The following is an 18,243-nucleotide window of genomic DNA, read 5'->3' on the forward strand; positions in this document are numbered from 1 at the left end:
CGACTTCTATTCCTGTTTCTTATTAACGGGAAATATCCAACGCTCCAATCAATTCTTTTACCGATTTAAAACCATGCCGGTCGCAATAATCATTCATCCCGTCAATCACTTTTATAGAGACCGTTGGATCCACGAAATTATAGGTTCCTATCTGGATAGCGGTAGCGCCCGCCAACATAAATTCTACGGCATCTTTCCAGTTTGAGATACCTCCCAAACCTATAATTGGAATCTTTACCGCATGATACGTTTGCCATACCATACGTAGAGCTACAGGTTTTACGCAAGGCCCGGAAAGACCTCCAGTTATTGTAGATAATATAGGTTTACGTTTCTCTGCGTCGATGGCCATTCCAAGCATCGTATTAATTAACGAAACAGAATCCGCACCCTCCGCTTCAACAGCTTTAGCGATCTCTGTAATATCAGTTACATTAGGAGAAAGTTTTACAATAAGTGTCTTTGGATAAACCCTTCGAACAGCCTTAACAACCTCCCCCGCACCACACGTAGTAACGCCGAAAGCCATACCACCTTGCTTTACGTTCGGACAAGAAATGTTCAGTTCGATAGCGGGAATCCTATCTAACTCTGCGATCTTTTCCGCACACTCGACATACGTTTCAACCGAAGACCCACTCACGTTTACGATCATATTCGTATTGATGTCCTTGATCTCCGGATAAATATGCTCAGCGAAATAATCGGCGCCCTTATTCTGAAGCCCCACGGCATTCAACATTCCGGAAGGAGTCTCCGCCATTCTTGGATAATCATTACCTTCACGAGGTTGGATAGTGGTACCTTTCACGAAAATACCCCCCAAACGTGAAATATCCATGAAATCAGCATATTCTATACCATATCCGAACGTGCCGGATGCTGTCATTACCGGGTTTTTCAACGGTAAATTCCCAATGTTTACATTTAATTCAGCCATGACAATTTCTCAATATTAAATACGGGACCTTCTGTACATACACACACATTATGACCTTCCTTGTTTTTCTCTACGCAGCACAAACAAGCACCTATGCCACAAGCCATCGTGTTCTCAAGAGAAACCTCGCAAGAAATAGCTTCCGCACCTGCGTATTTCGCTACCGCCACCATCATTGGTTTAGGACCACAAGTATAAATCTGGTCAAATCGAACCTCTTTAAGGATCGTATGGTTAGTCACATACCCTTTCTCGCCTAGCGAACCATCTTCGGTTGTGATATAAACCTTACCAAATCTCTGGAATTCATCTAATTGCAATACATCATCCTTAGAACGAGCCCCAAGTAGAAAAGTAGGCTCAAAACCGGCTTCTTTTAAACAAGCTCCTAGATATAACATCGGAGCGGTTCCAACACCACCACCAATCAGCAAAAGTCTTTTGTTCTCCTGTTCCTTGGAAGGAATTGTAAAACTATTACCCAGTGGTAGCATTATGTTTACAATATCACCGGGACGGAATTCTGCCATTTTTCTCGTGCCATCACCAACAAGTTGAATCAATAACCACAACTCATTTTTAGACTTATCTACATAGTTGACAGAAATCGGACGACGTAAGAATGTTGTAGGAGAGTTTTCTACATGAACCTCTACAAATTGTCCGGGAAGCATCTCTGGAAGATTCCCATCCGAGGTTAACTTTAGCAGGCAATAATTTTTATGAAGGTGACAGTTTTCAGTTACCTTCATGTCTAAGATGTACTTCTTCATATACACGATTACTCAATTTATCCGCAAAGATACATGAATATAACGTATATACCGAACAGTTTACCTTAGTCTTTCTTGTTTTTTTCAGGGACGAAAGTATCAAACGTATTGTCGGAGTAAAATATCATTATTTTACTAACATTTTTAGAAGGCTTTTCTTGGCATATAACTTGCTCTACAACAGGTTGTTTTTGGATGTTTACAGGTATCTCAACCCCAATTTCCTTGCGATTTTCGGCAACAACTTGTACATTGGGACGATTTTCAAGCATATTTGTAAACAAATTAGGTTCAGTTAACACATGTTCTCGGATCATTTCGCCTTTGCCAAACAATAGCCAGTCAGAATCAACATAAGTGAACCGTTCCAGTATTTTTAGCAGAACATCCAAACTCGGATTATTTCTACCAGATATAATATGTGACATTGCCGAACGCTGTATACCGATTGATTCGGCAAATTTAGAAGGGGTAAGTCCTTCACGTTCCATTATTTTTAAAATACGATCTCTCATATTCATATATATCTTAAATTCTTACTAGAATGCTGCCATTATGACCGTTTACTAAGATAAATGTCCATAAAGTAAACTGGATACAAAGATAAATCAATATTTCCATTTATGCAATTTATTTTTATAAAACTAAATTGATACATATGTGTCATTCCGATACATATGTGACGGGTAGAACTGTAAACCGTGTTCAAGAAGGAGGTATAGAGTATTTAGAAAAACTTTAGGAAAATAGCATATATATCTGATCTATATGTAAATATAATAATACATATGATGTATAGTTAGGGGATTTTTATACGTTTGTAGACGGAAAAATATGTTTAGTTAATGTAAACAATCAATATTTCTATATAAAAAACTGGTTATTTATAATTTATAGCAAATCTTACGTGGATAAAGAAATATATAATAATCCATGATTTATATTAGTAATGTAAACGCAACACATTTGTAACGCCTATATAATGATTACAAAAATCACCAACATTTGTAATCTACTCAAATACTTTTATTGTATATATGATTGTAAACATCCATTCCTCGGTTATATTTGTATACAATATAATTTTACTCTATTTATTTTACTGCCAACTTGTCTATTTTTCCTTTAACGGATAATGAAGGCAATCTATAGCTATACCGATTATAGCTTTAAGTATGGATTTCTTGGAATTTTTGAGGAAGAAGGTACGTGATTGAATAAATTTTAAAATCTCAGAGAGATAAAATATGCGTAATTAATTGATAAATAAACAAAAAGGCCTCTTTTTCCAGTTTGACTTTTTCATCATTCTAGGAAAAAAGGCCCTTTTGCCTGCACTAAGTCTATGATTTCTGTTTAATGTAAGATTTTGTAAAGTAATTCTTTTAGTAAATCTGCATCTGTCGCTGAAGAGTTTTCCACTCCCTTAGATCTTGCGTCAGTCATTCGGATATCGCTGATCAAATTAAAAACTTTCATCGCTGGATAATTTTTCATCCCCAAAAGATAGTCCTTTACTTGATAAGTTCCCCGTAAACCAAGTGCGGTCATCAATCCTGATTCCGATCGATCCTTTGAATAATAACAAATCAGCAAGTTTGAGAAATAGTTAAATAATACAGGAAGTGTCATCTGTATCGGATTACTTTTAGGGTTTTTCTCAAAATACTGAGCGATCCGGTTAGCCTTTAATATATCCTTCATGGCAAGTGCCTTTATCAGCTCAAAGTTATTGTATTCTTTACTAATCCCTATATTTTGCTCGATCAATTCCGGTGTGATGCGTTTTGAGGCCTTTTCAGCCAAGATAATTGCCAGCTTATCTAATTCCTTATTGAGACGGTTTAAATCGTTTCCAAGGAAATCTGAGAGCATTTGAGCGGCTTTTGGATCGATACCGATAGAACGCTGTTGCATCAAAGAGGTGATAAAACTCGGCATTTTATAATCCGGAATCTTTTTTGACTCATATAAAATACCGTTTTTATCGGTTGCGGCCGCTAACGCACGACGACGATCTAAAGTCTTATATTTGTAATTTATGACCAAAATAGTTGATGATAAAGGATTCTTCACATAACTGCTCAGCAACTCTATATCTCTCACTAATTGAGCCTCTCGAACAACTATCAATTGATATTCGGACATCATCGGAAAACGACGTGCCGCATTGATAATAGAAATGGCATCTGTATCTGCGCCGTATAGAATAATCTGATTGAAATCTCTCTCAGATTCCTCTAATACGCTTTTTAATAACAAATCTGTTATTTGATCGATGAAGAAAGGCTCTTCGCCCATTAACACATAAACAGGCTGAAACTTCCTTGCTGTTATATCCCTACAAATCTCCTCGAAAGTAATTTCTTTTTTTGCCATAAATTATGAGGTTTCGCTATTACCAACTAAAACGGATATGACGGATGGTTTTCTTACCATCCAAAATCTGTTGAAGAGCTTCAACTCCCAACATTACCTGTTCTCCTACAAATTGTTGAGTTACCTTCCGGTCACTCGCTTCTGTTTTTACACCATCTTCTTCCATCGGTTTATCCGATATCATCAACAATGCACCCGTAGGTATTTGGTTAGCGAAACCGGCAGTAAGCAAGGTTGCGGTTTCCATATCGATACCAGTGGCATGCGTACTACGAAGATATTCCTTGAAATCATTATCGTATTCCCAAACCCTGCGATTTGTCGTGTAAATCGTACCTGTCCAATAATCTTTTCCATGATCACGTATGGCGGAAGAAATGGCACGAAGCATTGAAAAAGCGGGCAATGAAGGTACCTCAGGTGGTAAATACTCATTCGACGTTCCCTCACCTCGGATCGCCGCTATTGGCAATACATAATCCCCTAATACATTCGCTCTTTTTAATCCTCCACATTTACCGAGGAAAAGCACCGCTTTGGGCATGACTGCTGATAATAAATCCATGATTGTAGCAGCGTTCGCACTTCCCATCCCAAAATTGATAATGGTAATCCCTTCTGCCGAGGCATTGGGCATCGAACTTTTCAATCCCAAAATCGGGACATTAAAATGATCCGCAAATATCTCGACATATTTAGTAAAGTTAGTGAGTAATATGTGCTTAGTGAAGTCTTCTAGCTTTCGCTCGGTATAACGAGGCAGCCAATTTTCTACGATTTCTTGTTTTGTTCTCATAAATAACTACCTTTGAGGTGCATTTTAGTTAGAATATAAATAGCAAATATAGCAAATGCTCCCATTAAATCTACCAAAATTCTCAGTCAAAGTTACGGAGAAAGCAGGAAAGCCTTCTATTTGGGATCCTGTACGCCGAAAATTTGTCGCATTAACGCCAGAGGAATGGGTACGACAACATTTCGTGAACTATTTGGTCACGGAAAAAAACTATCCTCAAGAACTTTTAGCGAATGAAGTAGCGGTGAAACTAAACGGAACATCCAAACGATGCGATACCGTTGCATACAATCGGTTTCTAGCACCTCTAATGATTATTGAATATAAAGCTCCACATATCGAGATAACAAGCGCTGTATTCGATCAAATCGTACGTTATAACATGGTCTTACACGTAAAATACTTAACCGTAAGCAACGGCATCCGTCATTTTTGTTGCAAAATTGACTATGAGAAACAGACGTATGCTTTCCTCGAAGATATACCGGAATACAATCTATTGGAGAAAATCGTTTAATTATCTAAAATAAGTCCCCCTTATCCTTCTATGCACTCGCACGGATCAGATAAGGGCTTACTCAGCCCAACCAGTGAGTAGTTCTATCGATCAGGAATTTACAGCTTGCAGATAAGTCATCTTGTTCTATATACTCGACATCACCGGAAGTCTTAGAAGGTAGCACCATATCTGATACTTCTACCTCCTCATTTTCAAGGCTGGCAAACTTAAACAGATTATATATGCTTGATAGAAAGAGAAGAAAAAGAAACAGGAATGCCTTTGCGACACTTCCTGTTTTTTCTATATATTGAGTAGATTTCAAATCCATATCCCACGCATTAAAAGTTACATGGGCACAAACATAGCAATATTCGTCAAATAAACAAATATTTTAACACGAAAATTTTATTTCGTAAAGAGATAATCCTCCGGTTTTGCGATTCGTAAAATATATTCCGGAGTATTAGGGAGCCTTTTCGCATACAAAGTGACAGAATCACCCCTCTCAGGCATCGTAGAATTAGATTCCAACGATATCTGGTCAACATTACGCAATTTTATTTCATCATCTTTATCGAAAAAGAATGAGTATCCTAATAAAACCGCAAAAAAAGATAAAATCAATGGCTTCATGTCTAACTTGTTTTTATGACTATATAAGCTTAGATGCTTATAAAACGATAAACGCTGCATATTATTTCAAAATAATTACATTTTTAATGTGCCGACATAGAAGTACGACTTATTTCGTTAATGAAGTATATATCCTATGACACATGCAGTATATATCCTATAGCATTTGAAGTATATCTTCGTAAAGAGGAGTTTCAGGGCCAAAATAAAAAAGGCGAGGATCTTAACCCCCGCCTTCTATCTGTAGATATAGAAATCCTATTTTATCCACCGAAATCATCGAAGTGCAACATCTCACGAGGTACACCCAAGTTATCCAGCATATTTTCCACGGCCTTTGACATCGGGCCCGGACCACACATGTAGTATTCGATATCTTCCGGAGCCTCGTGATCCTTCAAGTAAGTATCATGGATTACTTGATGAACGAATCCAGCCGTATATTTAACACCCGCAGCATCAGCGGCAGGATCAGGACGGTCAAGCGCCAAGTGGAACGTAAAGTTTGGGAATTCTTTCTCTATTTCCAAGAAATCTTCCAAATAGAACACTTCGTTCAAGGCACGCGCGCCATAGAAGTAAGACATCTTACGATCCGTAGTCTTCAACGTCTTCGTCATGTGCATGATTTGGGCACGCAACGGAGCCATACCAGCACCACCACCAATCCACATCATCTCTCTCTTAGAATCGAAAATTGGGTGGAAATCACCATAAGGACCACTCATAGTCACCTTATCACCCGGTTTCAACGTAAAGATATAAGAAGAAGCGATACCCGGCATCACATCCATGAAACCAACTTGTGGTTTCGGTTTGAACGGCGGCGTAGCGATACGCACGGTCAACATGATACGGTCACCCTCAGCAGGATAGTTAGCCATAGAATAGGCACGGATAGACGGTGAGTCGTTCTTACACTTCAAACCGAATAAACCGAATTTCTCCCAAGCCGGCAGATACTCGGGGCCGATCAAGCTCTTATCGATATCCTTGTTATAATCCATTGAGTATGTAGGGATCTTGATCTGAGCGTAAGAACCCGGAATAAAGTCCATGTGCTCACCTTTAGGCAACGCAACGATAAACTCCTTGATAAATGTAGCGACGTTCTTGTTACTGATAACCTCGCATTCCCATTCCTTAACGCCAAATACCTCGTCTGGTACCTGAACGACCATATCCTCTTTCACCTTGCATTGACAAGCCAAACGCCAATGATCTTTCACTTGTTTACGAGAGAAGAAACCTTTCTCAGTAGGTAGGATCTCGCCACCGCCATCAATAACTTGAGCACGGCACTGACCGCATTTACCACCACCACCACAAGCGGAAGACAAGAAGATGCCACCGCTCTGTAGCGCACCTAGCAAAGTTCCACCAATCGGGGTCTCTATATCTTTCTCTCCGTTAACCTTCAAGCTTACATTCCCTGAAGGCACCAATTTTGCTTTGGCGAACAAAAGCAAACCGACCAAGATCAGCGTGATCAATAAGAATACTATTGCGCTGACACCAATCGTAAGTCCGCCCGACATTAATAAAGTCATCTTTATATTTTGTTTAATGCGTTAATACTTAAATCTTCAGACCAGAGAAACACATGAATGCCATACCCATCAAACCCGTGATGATGAAAGTAATACCCAAACCTTTCAAAGCATTGGGGACATTTGAATATGACAATTTCTCACGGATAGCCGCCATACCTACGATAGCCAGCAACCAACCGATACCAGATCCTAAACCATAAACAGTGGCGACACCTACATTAGGGAACGCTTTTTGTTGCATAAACAGAGAACCACCCAAGATAGCGCAGTTTACAGCGATCAGCGGCAAAAAGATACCAAGGGAAGCATACAAAGACGGAGAGAATTTCTCGACTACCATCTCGACCAACTGCACGAAAGAAGCGATAACGGCGATAAAGATAATAAACGCCAAGAAGCTAAGGTTCACCTCCGCATATTCCGGGCCTAACCAACTTAACGCACCTTCTTTCAATACATAATTCTCAAGCATATAGTTAATCGGCAACGTACAGAAAAGTACGAATGTCACTGCTATACCTAATCCTAAAGCGGTCTTCACGTTCTTTGAGACAGCCACGAAAGAGCACATACCCAAATAGTATGCGAAGATCATGTTGTCAACGAAGATCGAGCGGACGAATGTGCTTAATAATTGTTCCATTCTATTATTCGTTTAATCGTTAACATTAATTTTCTTGAAGTTCCTTGTTCTTAGCACGATGAACCCAAATAATAACAGCGATCACGATCAACGCCATCGGAGGCAAGATCATCAAACCATTGTTCACGTAACCCAGATCATAGAATGCCTGCGGAATCACTTGGAAACCCAATAAGGTACCAGATCCTAGCAATTCACGGAAGAAACCTACGATAATAAGAATAATCGCATATCCCAGACCGTTACCAATGCCATCCAAGAACGATTCCCATGGGCCGTTACCCAAGGCGAACGCTTCCAGACGTCCCATCAAGATACAGTTCGTAATGATCAAACCGACAAATACGGAAAGCTGTTTGTTTACGTCATAAGCAAAAGCTTTCAACACCTCACTAACGATTGTCACCAAAGCGGCAACTACCACCAATTGCACGATAATACGGATACGGTTCGGAATCGTATTACGCATCAATGAAATGATCACGTTAGCGAAAGCCACGACAGCCGTCACCGAGATACCCATCACGATGGCCGGCTCAAGTTTTGATGTTACAGCCAACGCAGAGCAAATACCCAACATCTGAACGACAACCGGGTTGTTAGCGCTCAACGGGCCTAACAGAACTTCTTTATTCTTTTCAGATAATAATCCCATCTTCTACTTAATTTTGTGAGGTCAAAAATTTAACATAACCGCTCAAGCTGTTGAATAACATTTCATCCACACCTTTACTGGTAATTGTACCACCTGAGATACCGTCTACATAATCCTGTCCCGCTACGCTCTTACCCGGCTTAACAACAGCGACAGACTTGAATTCTCCACTCATGAAGATCTTCTTACCTTTGAACTCATTGCTGAACGCCGGTTTAGAGATCTCAGCTCCCAGACCCGGAGTTTCACCTTGGTGGCTGAAGTCAGCACCATAAATAGTATTCTTATCACTATCTACAGAGATATAACCCCATAACGGACCCCAAAGACCTGCTCCATGCAAAGCCATGATATATTTCGGTTGACCATCTACATTCGCGACGAAAACCGGATATTGATGCTCAGTGGCAGCCTTAACTACATCCGTAGCGAAAGCGTCGCCTTCAACCTTCTCACCATTCTCGTTTACCAAGAAAGCTTCCTTGATCAACTCGTTGTACTTGGTCTCAGCCTCAGAAGAAGAAACATTTACGTTGATAGAACGCAGAATTTGTTGTCTCTTATCGTTATCCTCGTTCTGTTTCTGAAAACTTCTCAATGATTGTGAAGTAAACGCCAATACGACAGCCACTAGCACAACCATCACAGCCGCATAAACAACCGTATAAACATTGCTATCCCGGTTTATGCCTTTCTTAGCGGCGCCCTCCTCCTTGATTTCCTCAAATTCGGAAGCAGGAGCGGAACATACCGGGCAAGTGTCAGGAGCCTTATTTCCCTCGTGGACATAGCCACATACCTTACATTTATATTTAGCCATATTCCTTCTTACTTTATTTTATTACACGTTTCAATCTGCGAGAGATATTAGCTTCCACAACATAATAGTCGATCAGCGGAGCGAACACGTTCATCAACAGGATAGCGAGCATCATACCCTCTGGATAACCCGGGTTCAACGCACGAATAATAATGGCCATAGCACCTACAAGGAAACCATAGATATATTTACCTGTCTCCGTACGAGCGGAAGTCACAGGGTCTGTAGCCATGAACACGGCACCAAAAGCGAAACCACCTAAGAACAAGTGATCCAGCGGAGATACGCACATAGCGACCGTTGTACCGACCATATTAAAGATCAATGACATGAAAGCACCACCCACGAACACGGAAACCATTGTCTTCCAACTTGCGATACCCGTAACCAACAAGATAACCGCACCGATCAAAATAGCCAATACGGAAGTCTCACCGATAGAGCCCGGGATCAAACCAATAAACGCGTCCCAAGTAGAGATCGGGTTGCCTAATACGTCAACAGCTTGGAAAGAACCGATCATCTCCTTACCAGCGATAGCGACTTGTCCCAGCGGAGTAGCTCCGGAAAAGCCGTCAACCACTTGGCCAGCCCCAATACCAAACGTATCAGCCGTACGAACGAACACTTGATCACCAGACATTGCTGCCGGGTAAGCGAAGAATAAGAACGCACGTGTAACCAATGCTACATTAAATATATTATATCCCGTACCACCAAATACCTCTTTCGCGAAAATAACAGCGAAAGCAGTAGCTACGGCGATCATCCATAACGGAGTATCGACCGGAACGATCATCGGAATCAAGATACCGGAAACCAAGAATCCTTCTTGAATCTCTTCCTTCTTCACTTGGGCGACAGCGAACTCTATACCCAAACCTACCACATACGAAACAATGATCTTAGGCAATACCGCCAAAAATCCAAAAATAAAAGTCATCAAAAATCCCGGATCAGCCCCCACAGCTAAATTGTGCTGATAACCGACATTATACATACCAAAAAGCAAAGCAGGCAACAAAGCGATGATAACCACGGTCATGGCACGCTTTGAATCAATACAGTCATGAATATGTACGCCCGTTTTAGAGGTCTCGTTCGGAACAAATAAGAATGTTTCGAAACCGTCAAAAACAGAACGGAACATCGCCAGCTTTCCGCCTTCCTCAAAGTTAGGCTTAATCTTGTCGAGATAATTCCTTAACGCTTTCAATGTATTATAAGTTTTTTATGTTATTAATTCATTTCCTTATACAACAGGTTCAATCCGTCGCGAACGATCTTTTGCAACTCGATCTTGGAAGTGTCTACGAACTCGCAAAGAGCGAAGTCCTCGGGAGCCACCTCATAGATACCTAAGTTCTCCATCTTGTCGATATCGAACGCAATGATCGCTTTCAACAAATACTCCGGATAGATATCCATCGGAAACACCTTATCGTATTCATTAGACATGATCATGGCACGTTTACCACCTTTGATACGGGCGTCGATCACATATTCCTTGCTAGTACCTAACCAGCTAAAGTAACTATGGCTAGCGCTGAACTGGTTGAAACGAGGCATAGCGAAACCTAAGAACTCATGCGTCTCATCACCTTCCGGAATCACGGTGATCTGGTTATCATAAGCGCCTAGGTAACCATCCATATTCACCTTGGTACCTGTCAAAACATTACCGCTAATAATACGGATATGTTCCTGTCCTAACACTTTACCGTTAACCAAGCTCTTAATCGTACAACCTGAAATCGTTTTAACGTAGCCTCTCTCGGTAGTCTCGGAACCGGTAATAGCAACCATACGGCTGAAATCGGCGACACCCTTGTTAAACAAGCGTCCGATAACGATCACGTCTGCCGGATTAACCGTCCAAACTACCTCACCCTTGTTAACGGGCTTGATATGATTGATCTGCACGCCAACGTTCGCTGCGGGATGCGGACCTTCTACTTCCACGATCTCCACACCTTTCACTCCGCTCACAACAGAACCACTTCTTACACCCACATACACTTTTCCATTCGTTAATTTAGCTAGGGCGTTTAATCCAGTCTGGAAATCAGCCTCCTGACCTTTTACGATAAAATCGAAGTTTGGAGCCAACGGAGCGGAGTAAAAAGCCGAAACGAAGATATCACGCGGAGTATCCAATGGAGCGGCAACGATATCGTATGGGCGTTGCTTGATAAACGGCCACATACCAGCGTTCAGAAGTACCTCTTTCACCTCTGCTCCCTGTAGGGATGCTACGTTCTTCTTACCGAACTCCTCATACTCGATCTGCGCATCCGGCTTCACAACGATGCTTAGCACCTTACGCTTCTCTCCTCGGTTTACGGCAGTTACCTCGCCACTGACCGGCGAAACAAACTTGATCTCGGGGCGGTTCTTGTCAATCATCAGTACAGAACCGGCTTTGACTTTTTCTCCTACTTTCGCAACAACTTTGGGGAGAATACCGTTATAATAATCGGGGACGATCGCGTAAGACTCGCTCTTGCCGCCGTTTAACAGTACATCCGAAGCTTTGCCCTTCAGATTAATGTCTAAACCCTTTTTAATCTTAATCACATTTGCCATGATACAACTAAAATTGTTTATATGTAATTTTCCTGCAAAAGTAAACATTTTTTCATGCTTTAGAGCAGGGAAAGGCAAATAAATAGAGAAATAATTCCATAATTTTGCGTCGTTAAAGAAAGTAATAAGAAAATGAAAGTTTTTAAAATCCTATTTCTGCTGCTTATCACGGTTTTAGTACCGTTGAACGCTCAAGTGACTTACTTCACCAACGTTAGCGATAAGCAAATAAAGACCCTCCAAGTGAAGGTTGCCGGCGAGATGTTCTCCGATCCATTCATTGAACTGGGCGGTGAAAACCGTATCGAAGTTAATTTCGATGCTTTTAATCCGGGCTTCGGGCGATACGCCTATAATCTGGTTCATTGCAACGCCGATTGGACGCAATCGAATCTTTCCCCGATTGAGTATATGAATGGTTTCCAAGGGAGCACGATCGAGGATTTCGCCAATGCGATGGGTACTACGGTGCAATACACCAACTACCGATTACTTTTCCCAAACGATGACGTTCAACCGAAGGTCTCGGGGAATTATGCCTTGCAAGTATATAACGAGGATGATCCCTCCCAGATCGTATTTACCGCATGCTTTTCTATTTTCGAGCCGATGGTTAGTGTCGCCGCTACGGTAAGCGGAAATACGGATATCGATACCAATCAGTCACACCAACAAGTCAGCTTTGCGATCAATAACAAGAATTTCCCCATCACCTATCCTCAGACCGACTTGAAAATCTGGGTTTATCAGAATAACCGCAGGGATAATGCCGTAACAGGTCTTCAGCCTATGACTATTTTAGAAAACCAGATCTCTTATACGAACAATCAGAACTTGATCTTTCCCGCAGGAAACGAATATCGCCGTATGGAATTTTTGAGCAACAAATACAATGGCATGCACGTAGAAAGTATCTCGTTCCATAATCCATATTACCATGTAGAGTTGATGACGGACTATCGGCGTGACCAATTATCGTATCAATACGATCAAGACCAAGACGGCCGTTTTTTCATCCGTTGCAGTAATTGTAACGACCCGGATACGGAAGCGGACTATTACATCGTTCACTTTACCCTCGCCATGGACTTAATTCCCGATGGAAACGTGTATTTGAACGGTGAATTATATAATAATGTATTGGACGAGAAAAGTAAGATGGGCTATAATCCGGAGACGCATCAATACGAGAAATCCGTCTTACTGAAACAAGGCAGTTACAACTATCAGTACCTCTTTGTCCCTAACGGACAGACCGTAGGACAGACCGGCCCTATCGAGGGTAATTTCTTCCAGACGGAGAACGAATATAGCATTTACGTCTACTATTGTCCAATGGGAGCACGGTATGATCGTTTAATCGGTGTAACTAGTATCAGAAATACAATGCCCGTGCTATAATTATTCGCGTAAAAGGCATACTTTTACGCATAAAATAATTGAGCATGAAAACGAGACGTATTGTTATCAGTACCGTATTATTAGTCGGGGGACTTCTCTCGATCGTTCAAGTCATGCCTAAAAATCCACTGTTGATAGGCGAAAGGTTATTTCCGTATGGAGGATGGATACAAGTGATACTTGCCATGCTATACGGTGGTTGGCTCTGCTATAAGATGCAAGATCGGCAAGAACGTCCCAAATGGAGAAAACGAGCGTGGTTGTTATTCTCGATCGTTTTTTTCGGGCAACTTGCTCTAGGGATTTTTGCCGATCCTATTTTCCTTATGACCGGAAAATTGCATTTACCGATCCCTGCGGTAATCTTGGCCGGACCGCTTTATCGCTTCGAGGGATTATTCATGCCCATACTTTTTATCAGCACCTTATTACTATCCGGTCCCGCTTGGTGTAGCCAGCTTTGTTACTTCGGGGCATTCGACGCATGGAGTGCCCGGGGAAAATTGGAACGAAAAAGGTTCCCCTATCACAAGCAAATGCGATACAGCATATTATTTCTGGTTATGTTGGGGGCCATCCTACTCCGAATATTCGGAGCGAGCGGCAGGATAGCCACCGCTTTTGGAATAGCGGTCGGAGTTATCGGCCTACTTATCATGCTATTGTTTTCCAGAAAGAGACGGAAGATGGTGCATTGCAGTAGTTATTGTCCGATCGGGACTTTAGTGTCTTTCCTCAAATACCTCTCTCCTTTCCGGGTACGACTGACCACGGATTGTTGCCATTGCATGGCTTGCACAAACGCTTGCCGTTACGATGCCCTACATAAAGAAGAGATCAAGAAGGGAAAGATCGGCTATACCTGTACCTATTGCGGAGATTGCCTCTCCGCTTGCAAGCACGGGGCTATAGAATATCATTTCCCGGGATTGCGCCCGACTACTGCCGAGCGCCTATGGATCGTCGTAACGGTCGTATTACATACTTGCTTCTTGATGATCGCACGAATCTGAGCCGTATACTTGCTTGCCCATTATATAAGTACATACCGTATTCCGGTCATCGCCGAGGGTTTGCAGGCCAAACAGCTTATTCTCAATCGTCCATTTATCTCTCGAACGAAGATACTCCATACGCAATTTCTGGACAGAGGTAGCGGCATAATCCACGACTATGAAATCCGCTTCACGGCCAGGGAGGAAACTTCCGATTCGGTCGTCCAACGATAAGGCCCGTGCAGAGCCTAGCGTACATTTATAGATAGCCTCCAAAGCTGTCATCGGATAACCGTTCAACTGTTGTACCTTATAGGCCTCTCCCATCGTACGCCACATAGAGAAAGATGTACCCGCACCGACATCTGTCGCCAAGGTAGTACGTACGCCGTAACGGTTCGCTTCCCTCATATCGAATAATCCGCTTCCAAGGAAAAGGTTCGAGGTCGGGCAATGGGCGATAATGCCTCCCGTTTCTCCCAACCGCTTATATTCCCGATCGGTTAGATGGACACAATGCCCGAATATCGAACGATCGGTCAACAATCCGGCACGCTCATAGACCTCCAGATAATCCGCATGACCGGGACAGAGCGATAAGACAGATTCAATCTCTCCCAGATTCTCCGAAAGATGTGTCTGTATATAGGTACTGGGATATTCGGCATGTAAACGACCGGCAGACTTTAATTGATCCGGCGTACTGGTTATGGCGAAACGGGGCGTGATCACATAGTGATTCCGTCCTTTCCCATCCCAATCCTCGATTAAGCTACGGCAGTCCAACTCACCCTGATGCGTGGTATCCATCAGATAATCCGGAGCGTTCCGGTTCATCATCACCTTTCCAGCCAAGATACACATATTATACTCCGTAGCCACGGAAAATAATGCGGTTACGGAAGCAGGATGAACCGTGGCATAAGCGGCACAAGTCGTAGTTCCGTTCTTCACCAGTTCCTTCACAAAAAAGCGAGCGATATCTTGTGCATATTCCATGGAAGAGAAAGCTTCCTCGGCGGGAAACGTATATTCGTCCAGCCAATCCAGAAGTTGCTTGCCATACATTCCCTGTATCTCCGACTGGGAGAAATGGATATGGGAATCAATAAAGCCGGGTGTAATCAATTTACCGGAATAGTCTGTCACCGGGAAATCCGGGTAACGGGAACGCATCGCCTCGAACGGCCCCGCCTCTACAATCTTTCCATCAACAACAGCCAGTCCCCCATCCTCAAAATAGCGGTAAGCCTCCACATGATCCAGCGGGGAAGCGATCAAATAGAGCACTTCTCCCCTATATAAGTTCTTCATCATGGTCAAATAACAATTCGTTTATTTAATTGGTTCCACGTGCAAAGCGATGTGCGTAGCCTGACCGAACTTATCACGCAGATTCTGTTCGATCTCTTTCGTCAAGTCATGGGCACGAGTCACGGTTATCTGTCCGTCCACCCGTATATGCGCCTCGATAGCAAAATTATTACCGATGCGGCGGGTACGTAGATTATGCGGGCTCTTTACCTCAGGAATCTCACTAATGATCGCCAAGATCTCATCCTCCACCTCCTTCGGCAAAGATTTCTCCAATAAGTCATTAATCGCCGGGATCACTAGTTGTAAGGCTACTTTTACGATAAATAAACTGACAATCACAGCCGCCAACGGGTCCAGCACACGCCAATTATCCCCCAACAAAATCGCCCCTCCGATACCTAAAGCCGTACCGATCGAGGAAAAGGCATCCGAGCGATGATGCCAAGCGTTAGCGATAACGACTTGACTATTCTGCTTCCTTCCTACCCAAACCGTAATATGATACAGTAATTCCTTGATCACAATGGAGATAAGAGCGGCAACTAAAGCGATCATTCCCGGACTTTCCAACGGAATCCCCTTGAAATAAAAGTCATAAATCTTGTTCGCTCCCTCCCAGAAAAGGCCAAAACCTACACAAAGCAAGACGATACCGACAATTGAAGTCGCCAAAGTCTCGTATTTACCATGCCCGTAATCATGGCTCTCGTCCTTTGGCTTGGAAGATATATTGACAAAAAGAAGTACGATTATATCCGTTACGAAATCAGATAACGAATGTACCGCATCGGCGATCATAGCGCTACTATGCCCCCTGATACCCGCCACGAACTTGAATACCAATAAAACAAAATTAGCGAATGACCCTAAAAGTGTCACTCGCATAATCTCTTTTTTCCTCGCCTTTGGTGCCTCCTCCATAGAATCCCATTAACAAGATTTACCGGTCATGATGTCCAGCACCAGACGATCCGTCGCCTCCATTCCTTTAGAACCGATAGCGGTCAAGTTCGCGATCGATTTATCCACATCCTCATCGATGATACCTTCCACGGAAGTCACCACCTTATCCTCCATGGCCATCAAAGCGGAAAGCATCGCCGTAGATACGCCACTAGATACTTTCATCGCGCAACTCGGCTTGGCACCGTCACAGATCATTCCGGTAATATTACCGATCATATTCTTGATCGCATAAGAAATCCGCACCTTATTTCCTCCCATCAAATAGGTGATAGCGCAACTCGCTCCCGTAGCGGCAACCACACAACCGCAAAGGGCGGACAAACGTCCCAGACTTTGCTTGATATAGATCACCATCAAATGGCTTAACATCAACGCACGGATCAGTTGCTCTTCCGAGCATTGGATATCCTCGGCGAAAGAAAGAACCGGAAGCGTAGCGGCGATTCCTTGATTACCGCTTCCCGAATTACTCATCACCGGGATCATAGCGCCGTCCATGCGAGCGTCACAAGCGGCGGAAGTCATGATCAACATATGCGTATAAGCGGAATCTCCCATGAACTTACGGCCGAAAGCACCCGAGACCGTCTTGCTTACAGTATGTCCGTAATTGCCTTTCATGGAAGCTTGGGCGGCTTTCTTATTCAACTCAGCTGTTTCTAAAATAAAACGAATCTCATCCAATGGCATTTCCATGGCAAACTCATAGACCATAGAGAAGGAAAGACGTAAATCCTTATTCTCACATACTTCCTCGCCAGAAGCGTTTGCCATACGTAAATCAGTCAATACCTCCCCGTTTTTCTCTACATATATTATATGGGTATGCTCATAGCAAATGATCACCCTTGAACGATCGTTCCCTGCTGAACTTATAATTTCGATATAAAGTTTATCTACATTCTCTTTCAGGTCTATACCGATACATTTCTTGCAGACCATTTCCTTACCTTCTTTCAATCCCTCCGGAGTCAAGTCTTTCAGCACCTCTAGCCCATAAGCGGACTTACCGATGATCGATCCCAAGGCGATAGCGATAGGCAACCCCACCATGCCAGTCCCCGGGATTCCTACTCCCATGGCATTCTTCAGGATATTGGCGCTCAGATAAACCTCTATCTTCTCTGGCTTACGCCCCAGCACTTCCGCCGCTTTTGCGGCCGCCAAAGCCACGGCAATAGGTTCCGTACATCCGATAGCAGGGATTACCTCCCTGTGAATCAAATCTATAATTTGAGTTTTTATGATAGTATCCATACTGATAGTCTTTATTTAGAATTAGAT

General features: G+C 42.7%; 19 protein-coding genes. 3 read left to right on the plus strand and 16 right to left on the minus strand.

Annotation, left to right across the window (positions count from 1 at the left end; all coding sequences use genetic code 11):
* Positions 1-22: 22 nt before the first annotated feature.
* From HMPREF0999_RS11295 to HMPREF0999_RS11315, 5 genes are all read right to left on the minus strand, one after another.
* The gene (locus HMPREF0999_RS11295) at positions 23-940 is read right to left on the minus strand and encodes a dihydroorotate dehydrogenase (RefSeq protein ID WP_009275959.1); all 918 of its coding nucleotides are present in this window, start codon (positions 938-940) and stop codon (positions 23-25) included.
* Complete coding sequence (locus HMPREF0999_RS11300) at positions 928-1,713, minus strand: dihydroorotate dehydrogenase electron transfer subunit (protein ID WP_005856914.1); 786 nt, start codon at positions 1,711-1,713, stop codon at positions 928-930. The genes HMPREF0999_RS11295 and HMPREF0999_RS11300 overlap by 13 nt, the downstream gene beginning before the upstream one ends.
* 65 nt (positions 1,714-1,778) lie before the next feature.
* Positions 1,779-2,228, minus strand: a complete 450-nt coding sequence (locus tag HMPREF0999_RS11305) for a helix-turn-helix domain-containing protein (protein WP_009275960.1) — start codon at positions 2,226-2,228, stop codon at positions 1,779-1,781.
* Positions 2,229-3,069: 841 nt separating this feature from the next.
* Positions 3,070-4,092 carry a DNA polymerase III subunit delta gene (holA, locus tag HMPREF0999_RS11310; RefSeq protein ID WP_009275962.1) on the minus strand — a complete coding sequence of 341 codons (1,023 nt, stop codon included), beginning with the start codon at positions 4,090-4,092 and terminating at the stop codon, positions 3,070-3,072.
* Positions 4,093-4,111: 19 nt separating this feature from the next.
* Positions 4,112-4,888, minus strand: coding sequence for an AMP nucleosidase (locus HMPREF0999_RS11315; RefSeq protein WP_005862265.1), 777 nt, complete (start codon positions 4,886-4,888; stop codon positions 4,112-4,114).
* 55 nt (positions 4,889-4,943) lie between these two features.
* Here HMPREF0999_RS11315 and HMPREF0999_RS11320 point away from each other — a divergent pair, with 55 nt between their 5' ends.
* Positions 4,944-5,405: a type I restriction enzyme HsdR N-terminal domain-containing protein gene (locus HMPREF0999_RS11320; protein WP_005856901.1), complete on the plus strand. Its 462-nt coding sequence runs from the start codon at positions 4,944-4,946 to the stop codon at positions 5,403-5,405.
* A gap of 61 nt (positions 5,406-5,466) precedes the next feature.
* On the opposite strand, the gene HMPREF0999_RS11325 is transcribed toward HMPREF0999_RS11320, so the two are convergent.
* From HMPREF0999_RS11325 to HMPREF0999_RS11360, 8 genes are all read right to left on the minus strand, one after another.
* Positions 5,467-5,718: a hypothetical protein gene (locus HMPREF0999_RS11325; RefSeq protein WP_009017466.1), complete on the minus strand. Its 252-nt coding sequence runs from the start codon at positions 5,716-5,718 to the stop codon at positions 5,467-5,469.
* A gap of 77 nt (positions 5,719-5,795) precedes the next feature.
* Entirely contained in the window at positions 5,796-6,023 is a 228-nt protein-coding gene (locus HMPREF0999_RS11330; protein ID WP_010182987.1) for a hypothetical protein, read from the minus strand.
* 263 nt (positions 6,024-6,286) lie between these two features.
* On the minus strand, positions 6,287-7,561 hold the full coding sequence (nqrF, locus tag HMPREF0999_RS11335; protein WP_010182986.1) for an NADH:ubiquinone reductase (Na(+)-transporting) subunit F: 1,275 nt from the start codon (positions 7,559-7,561) through the stop codon (positions 6,287-6,289).
* 40 nt (positions 7,562-7,601) lie between these two features.
* Complete coding sequence (gene nqrE, locus HMPREF0999_RS11340; RefSeq protein WP_005856893.1) at positions 7,602-8,219, minus strand: NADH:ubiquinone reductase (Na(+)-transporting) subunit E; 618 nt, start codon at positions 8,217-8,219, stop codon at positions 7,602-7,604.
* 25 nt (positions 8,220-8,244) lie between these two features.
* A complete protein-coding gene (locus HMPREF0999_RS11345) occupies positions 8,245-8,874 on the minus strand; it encodes an NADH:ubiquinone reductase (Na(+)-transporting) subunit D (RefSeq protein WP_005856891.1) in 630 nt (209 codons plus the stop codon).
* A gap of 7 nt (positions 8,875-8,881) precedes the next feature.
* Positions 8,882-9,694, minus strand: coding sequence for an NADH:ubiquinone reductase (Na(+)-transporting) subunit C (nqrC, locus tag HMPREF0999_RS11350; RefSeq protein ID WP_005856889.1), 813 nt, complete (start codon positions 9,692-9,694; stop codon positions 8,882-8,884).
* Positions 9,695-9,707: 13 nt separating this feature from the next.
* Positions 9,708-10,910 (minus strand): NADH:ubiquinone reductase (Na(+)-transporting) subunit B, encoded by a 1,203-nt coding sequence (locus HMPREF0999_RS11355; protein ID WP_005856887.1) that lies wholly within the window; start codon positions 10,908-10,910, stop codon positions 9,708-9,710.
* A gap of 23 nt (positions 10,911-10,933) precedes the next feature.
* Positions 10,934-12,280, minus strand: coding sequence for a Na(+)-translocating NADH-quinone reductase subunit A (locus HMPREF0999_RS11360; RefSeq protein WP_010182983.1), 1,347 nt, complete (start codon positions 12,278-12,280; stop codon positions 10,934-10,936).
* A gap of 132 nt (positions 12,281-12,412) precedes the next feature.
* Between HMPREF0999_RS11360 and HMPREF0999_RS11365 the strand changes: the two genes are divergently transcribed.
* Together HMPREF0999_RS11365 and HMPREF0999_RS11370 are read left to right on the plus strand one after the other, a co-directional pair.
* Entirely contained in the window at positions 12,413-13,681 is a 1,269-nt protein-coding gene (locus tag HMPREF0999_RS11365) for a DUF5103 domain-containing protein (RefSeq protein WP_005856883.1), read from the plus strand.
* A gap of 44 nt (positions 13,682-13,725) precedes the next feature.
* On the plus strand, positions 13,726-14,694 hold the full coding sequence (locus HMPREF0999_RS11370) for a 4Fe-4S binding protein (RefSeq protein WP_009017467.1): 969 nt from the start codon (positions 13,726-13,728) through the stop codon (positions 14,692-14,694).
* On the opposite strand, the gene guaD is transcribed toward HMPREF0999_RS11370, so the two are convergent.
* Genes guaD through HMPREF0999_RS11385 form a run of 3 tightly spaced genes read right to left on the minus strand, consistent with a single transcriptional unit; the run spans position 14,659 to position 18,216 of the window.
* Complete coding sequence (guaD, locus tag HMPREF0999_RS11375; RefSeq protein WP_005856879.1) at positions 14,659-15,999, minus strand: guanine deaminase; 1,341 nt, start codon at positions 15,997-15,999, stop codon at positions 14,659-14,661. The two genes, HMPREF0999_RS11370 and guaD, sit on opposite strands and share 36 nt — an antisense overlap.
* 12 nt (positions 16,000-16,011) lie before the next feature.
* A complete protein-coding gene (locus tag HMPREF0999_RS11380) occupies positions 16,012-16,914 on the minus strand; it encodes a cation diffusion facilitator family transporter (RefSeq protein WP_009275964.1) in 903 nt (300 codons plus the stop codon).
* A gap of 9 nt (positions 16,915-16,923) precedes the next feature.
* On the minus strand, positions 16,924-18,216 hold the full coding sequence (locus HMPREF0999_RS11385) for a serine dehydratase subunit alpha family protein (RefSeq protein WP_005856875.1): 1,293 nt from the start codon (positions 18,214-18,216) through the stop codon (positions 16,924-16,926).
* Positions 18,217-18,243: the final 27 nt, after the last annotated feature.

The organism is Parabacteroides sp. D25 (assembly GCF_000307475.1).
Taxonomy (GTDB): Bacteria; Bacteroidota; Bacteroidia; order Bacteroidales; family Tannerellaceae; genus Parabacteroides; species Parabacteroides distasonis.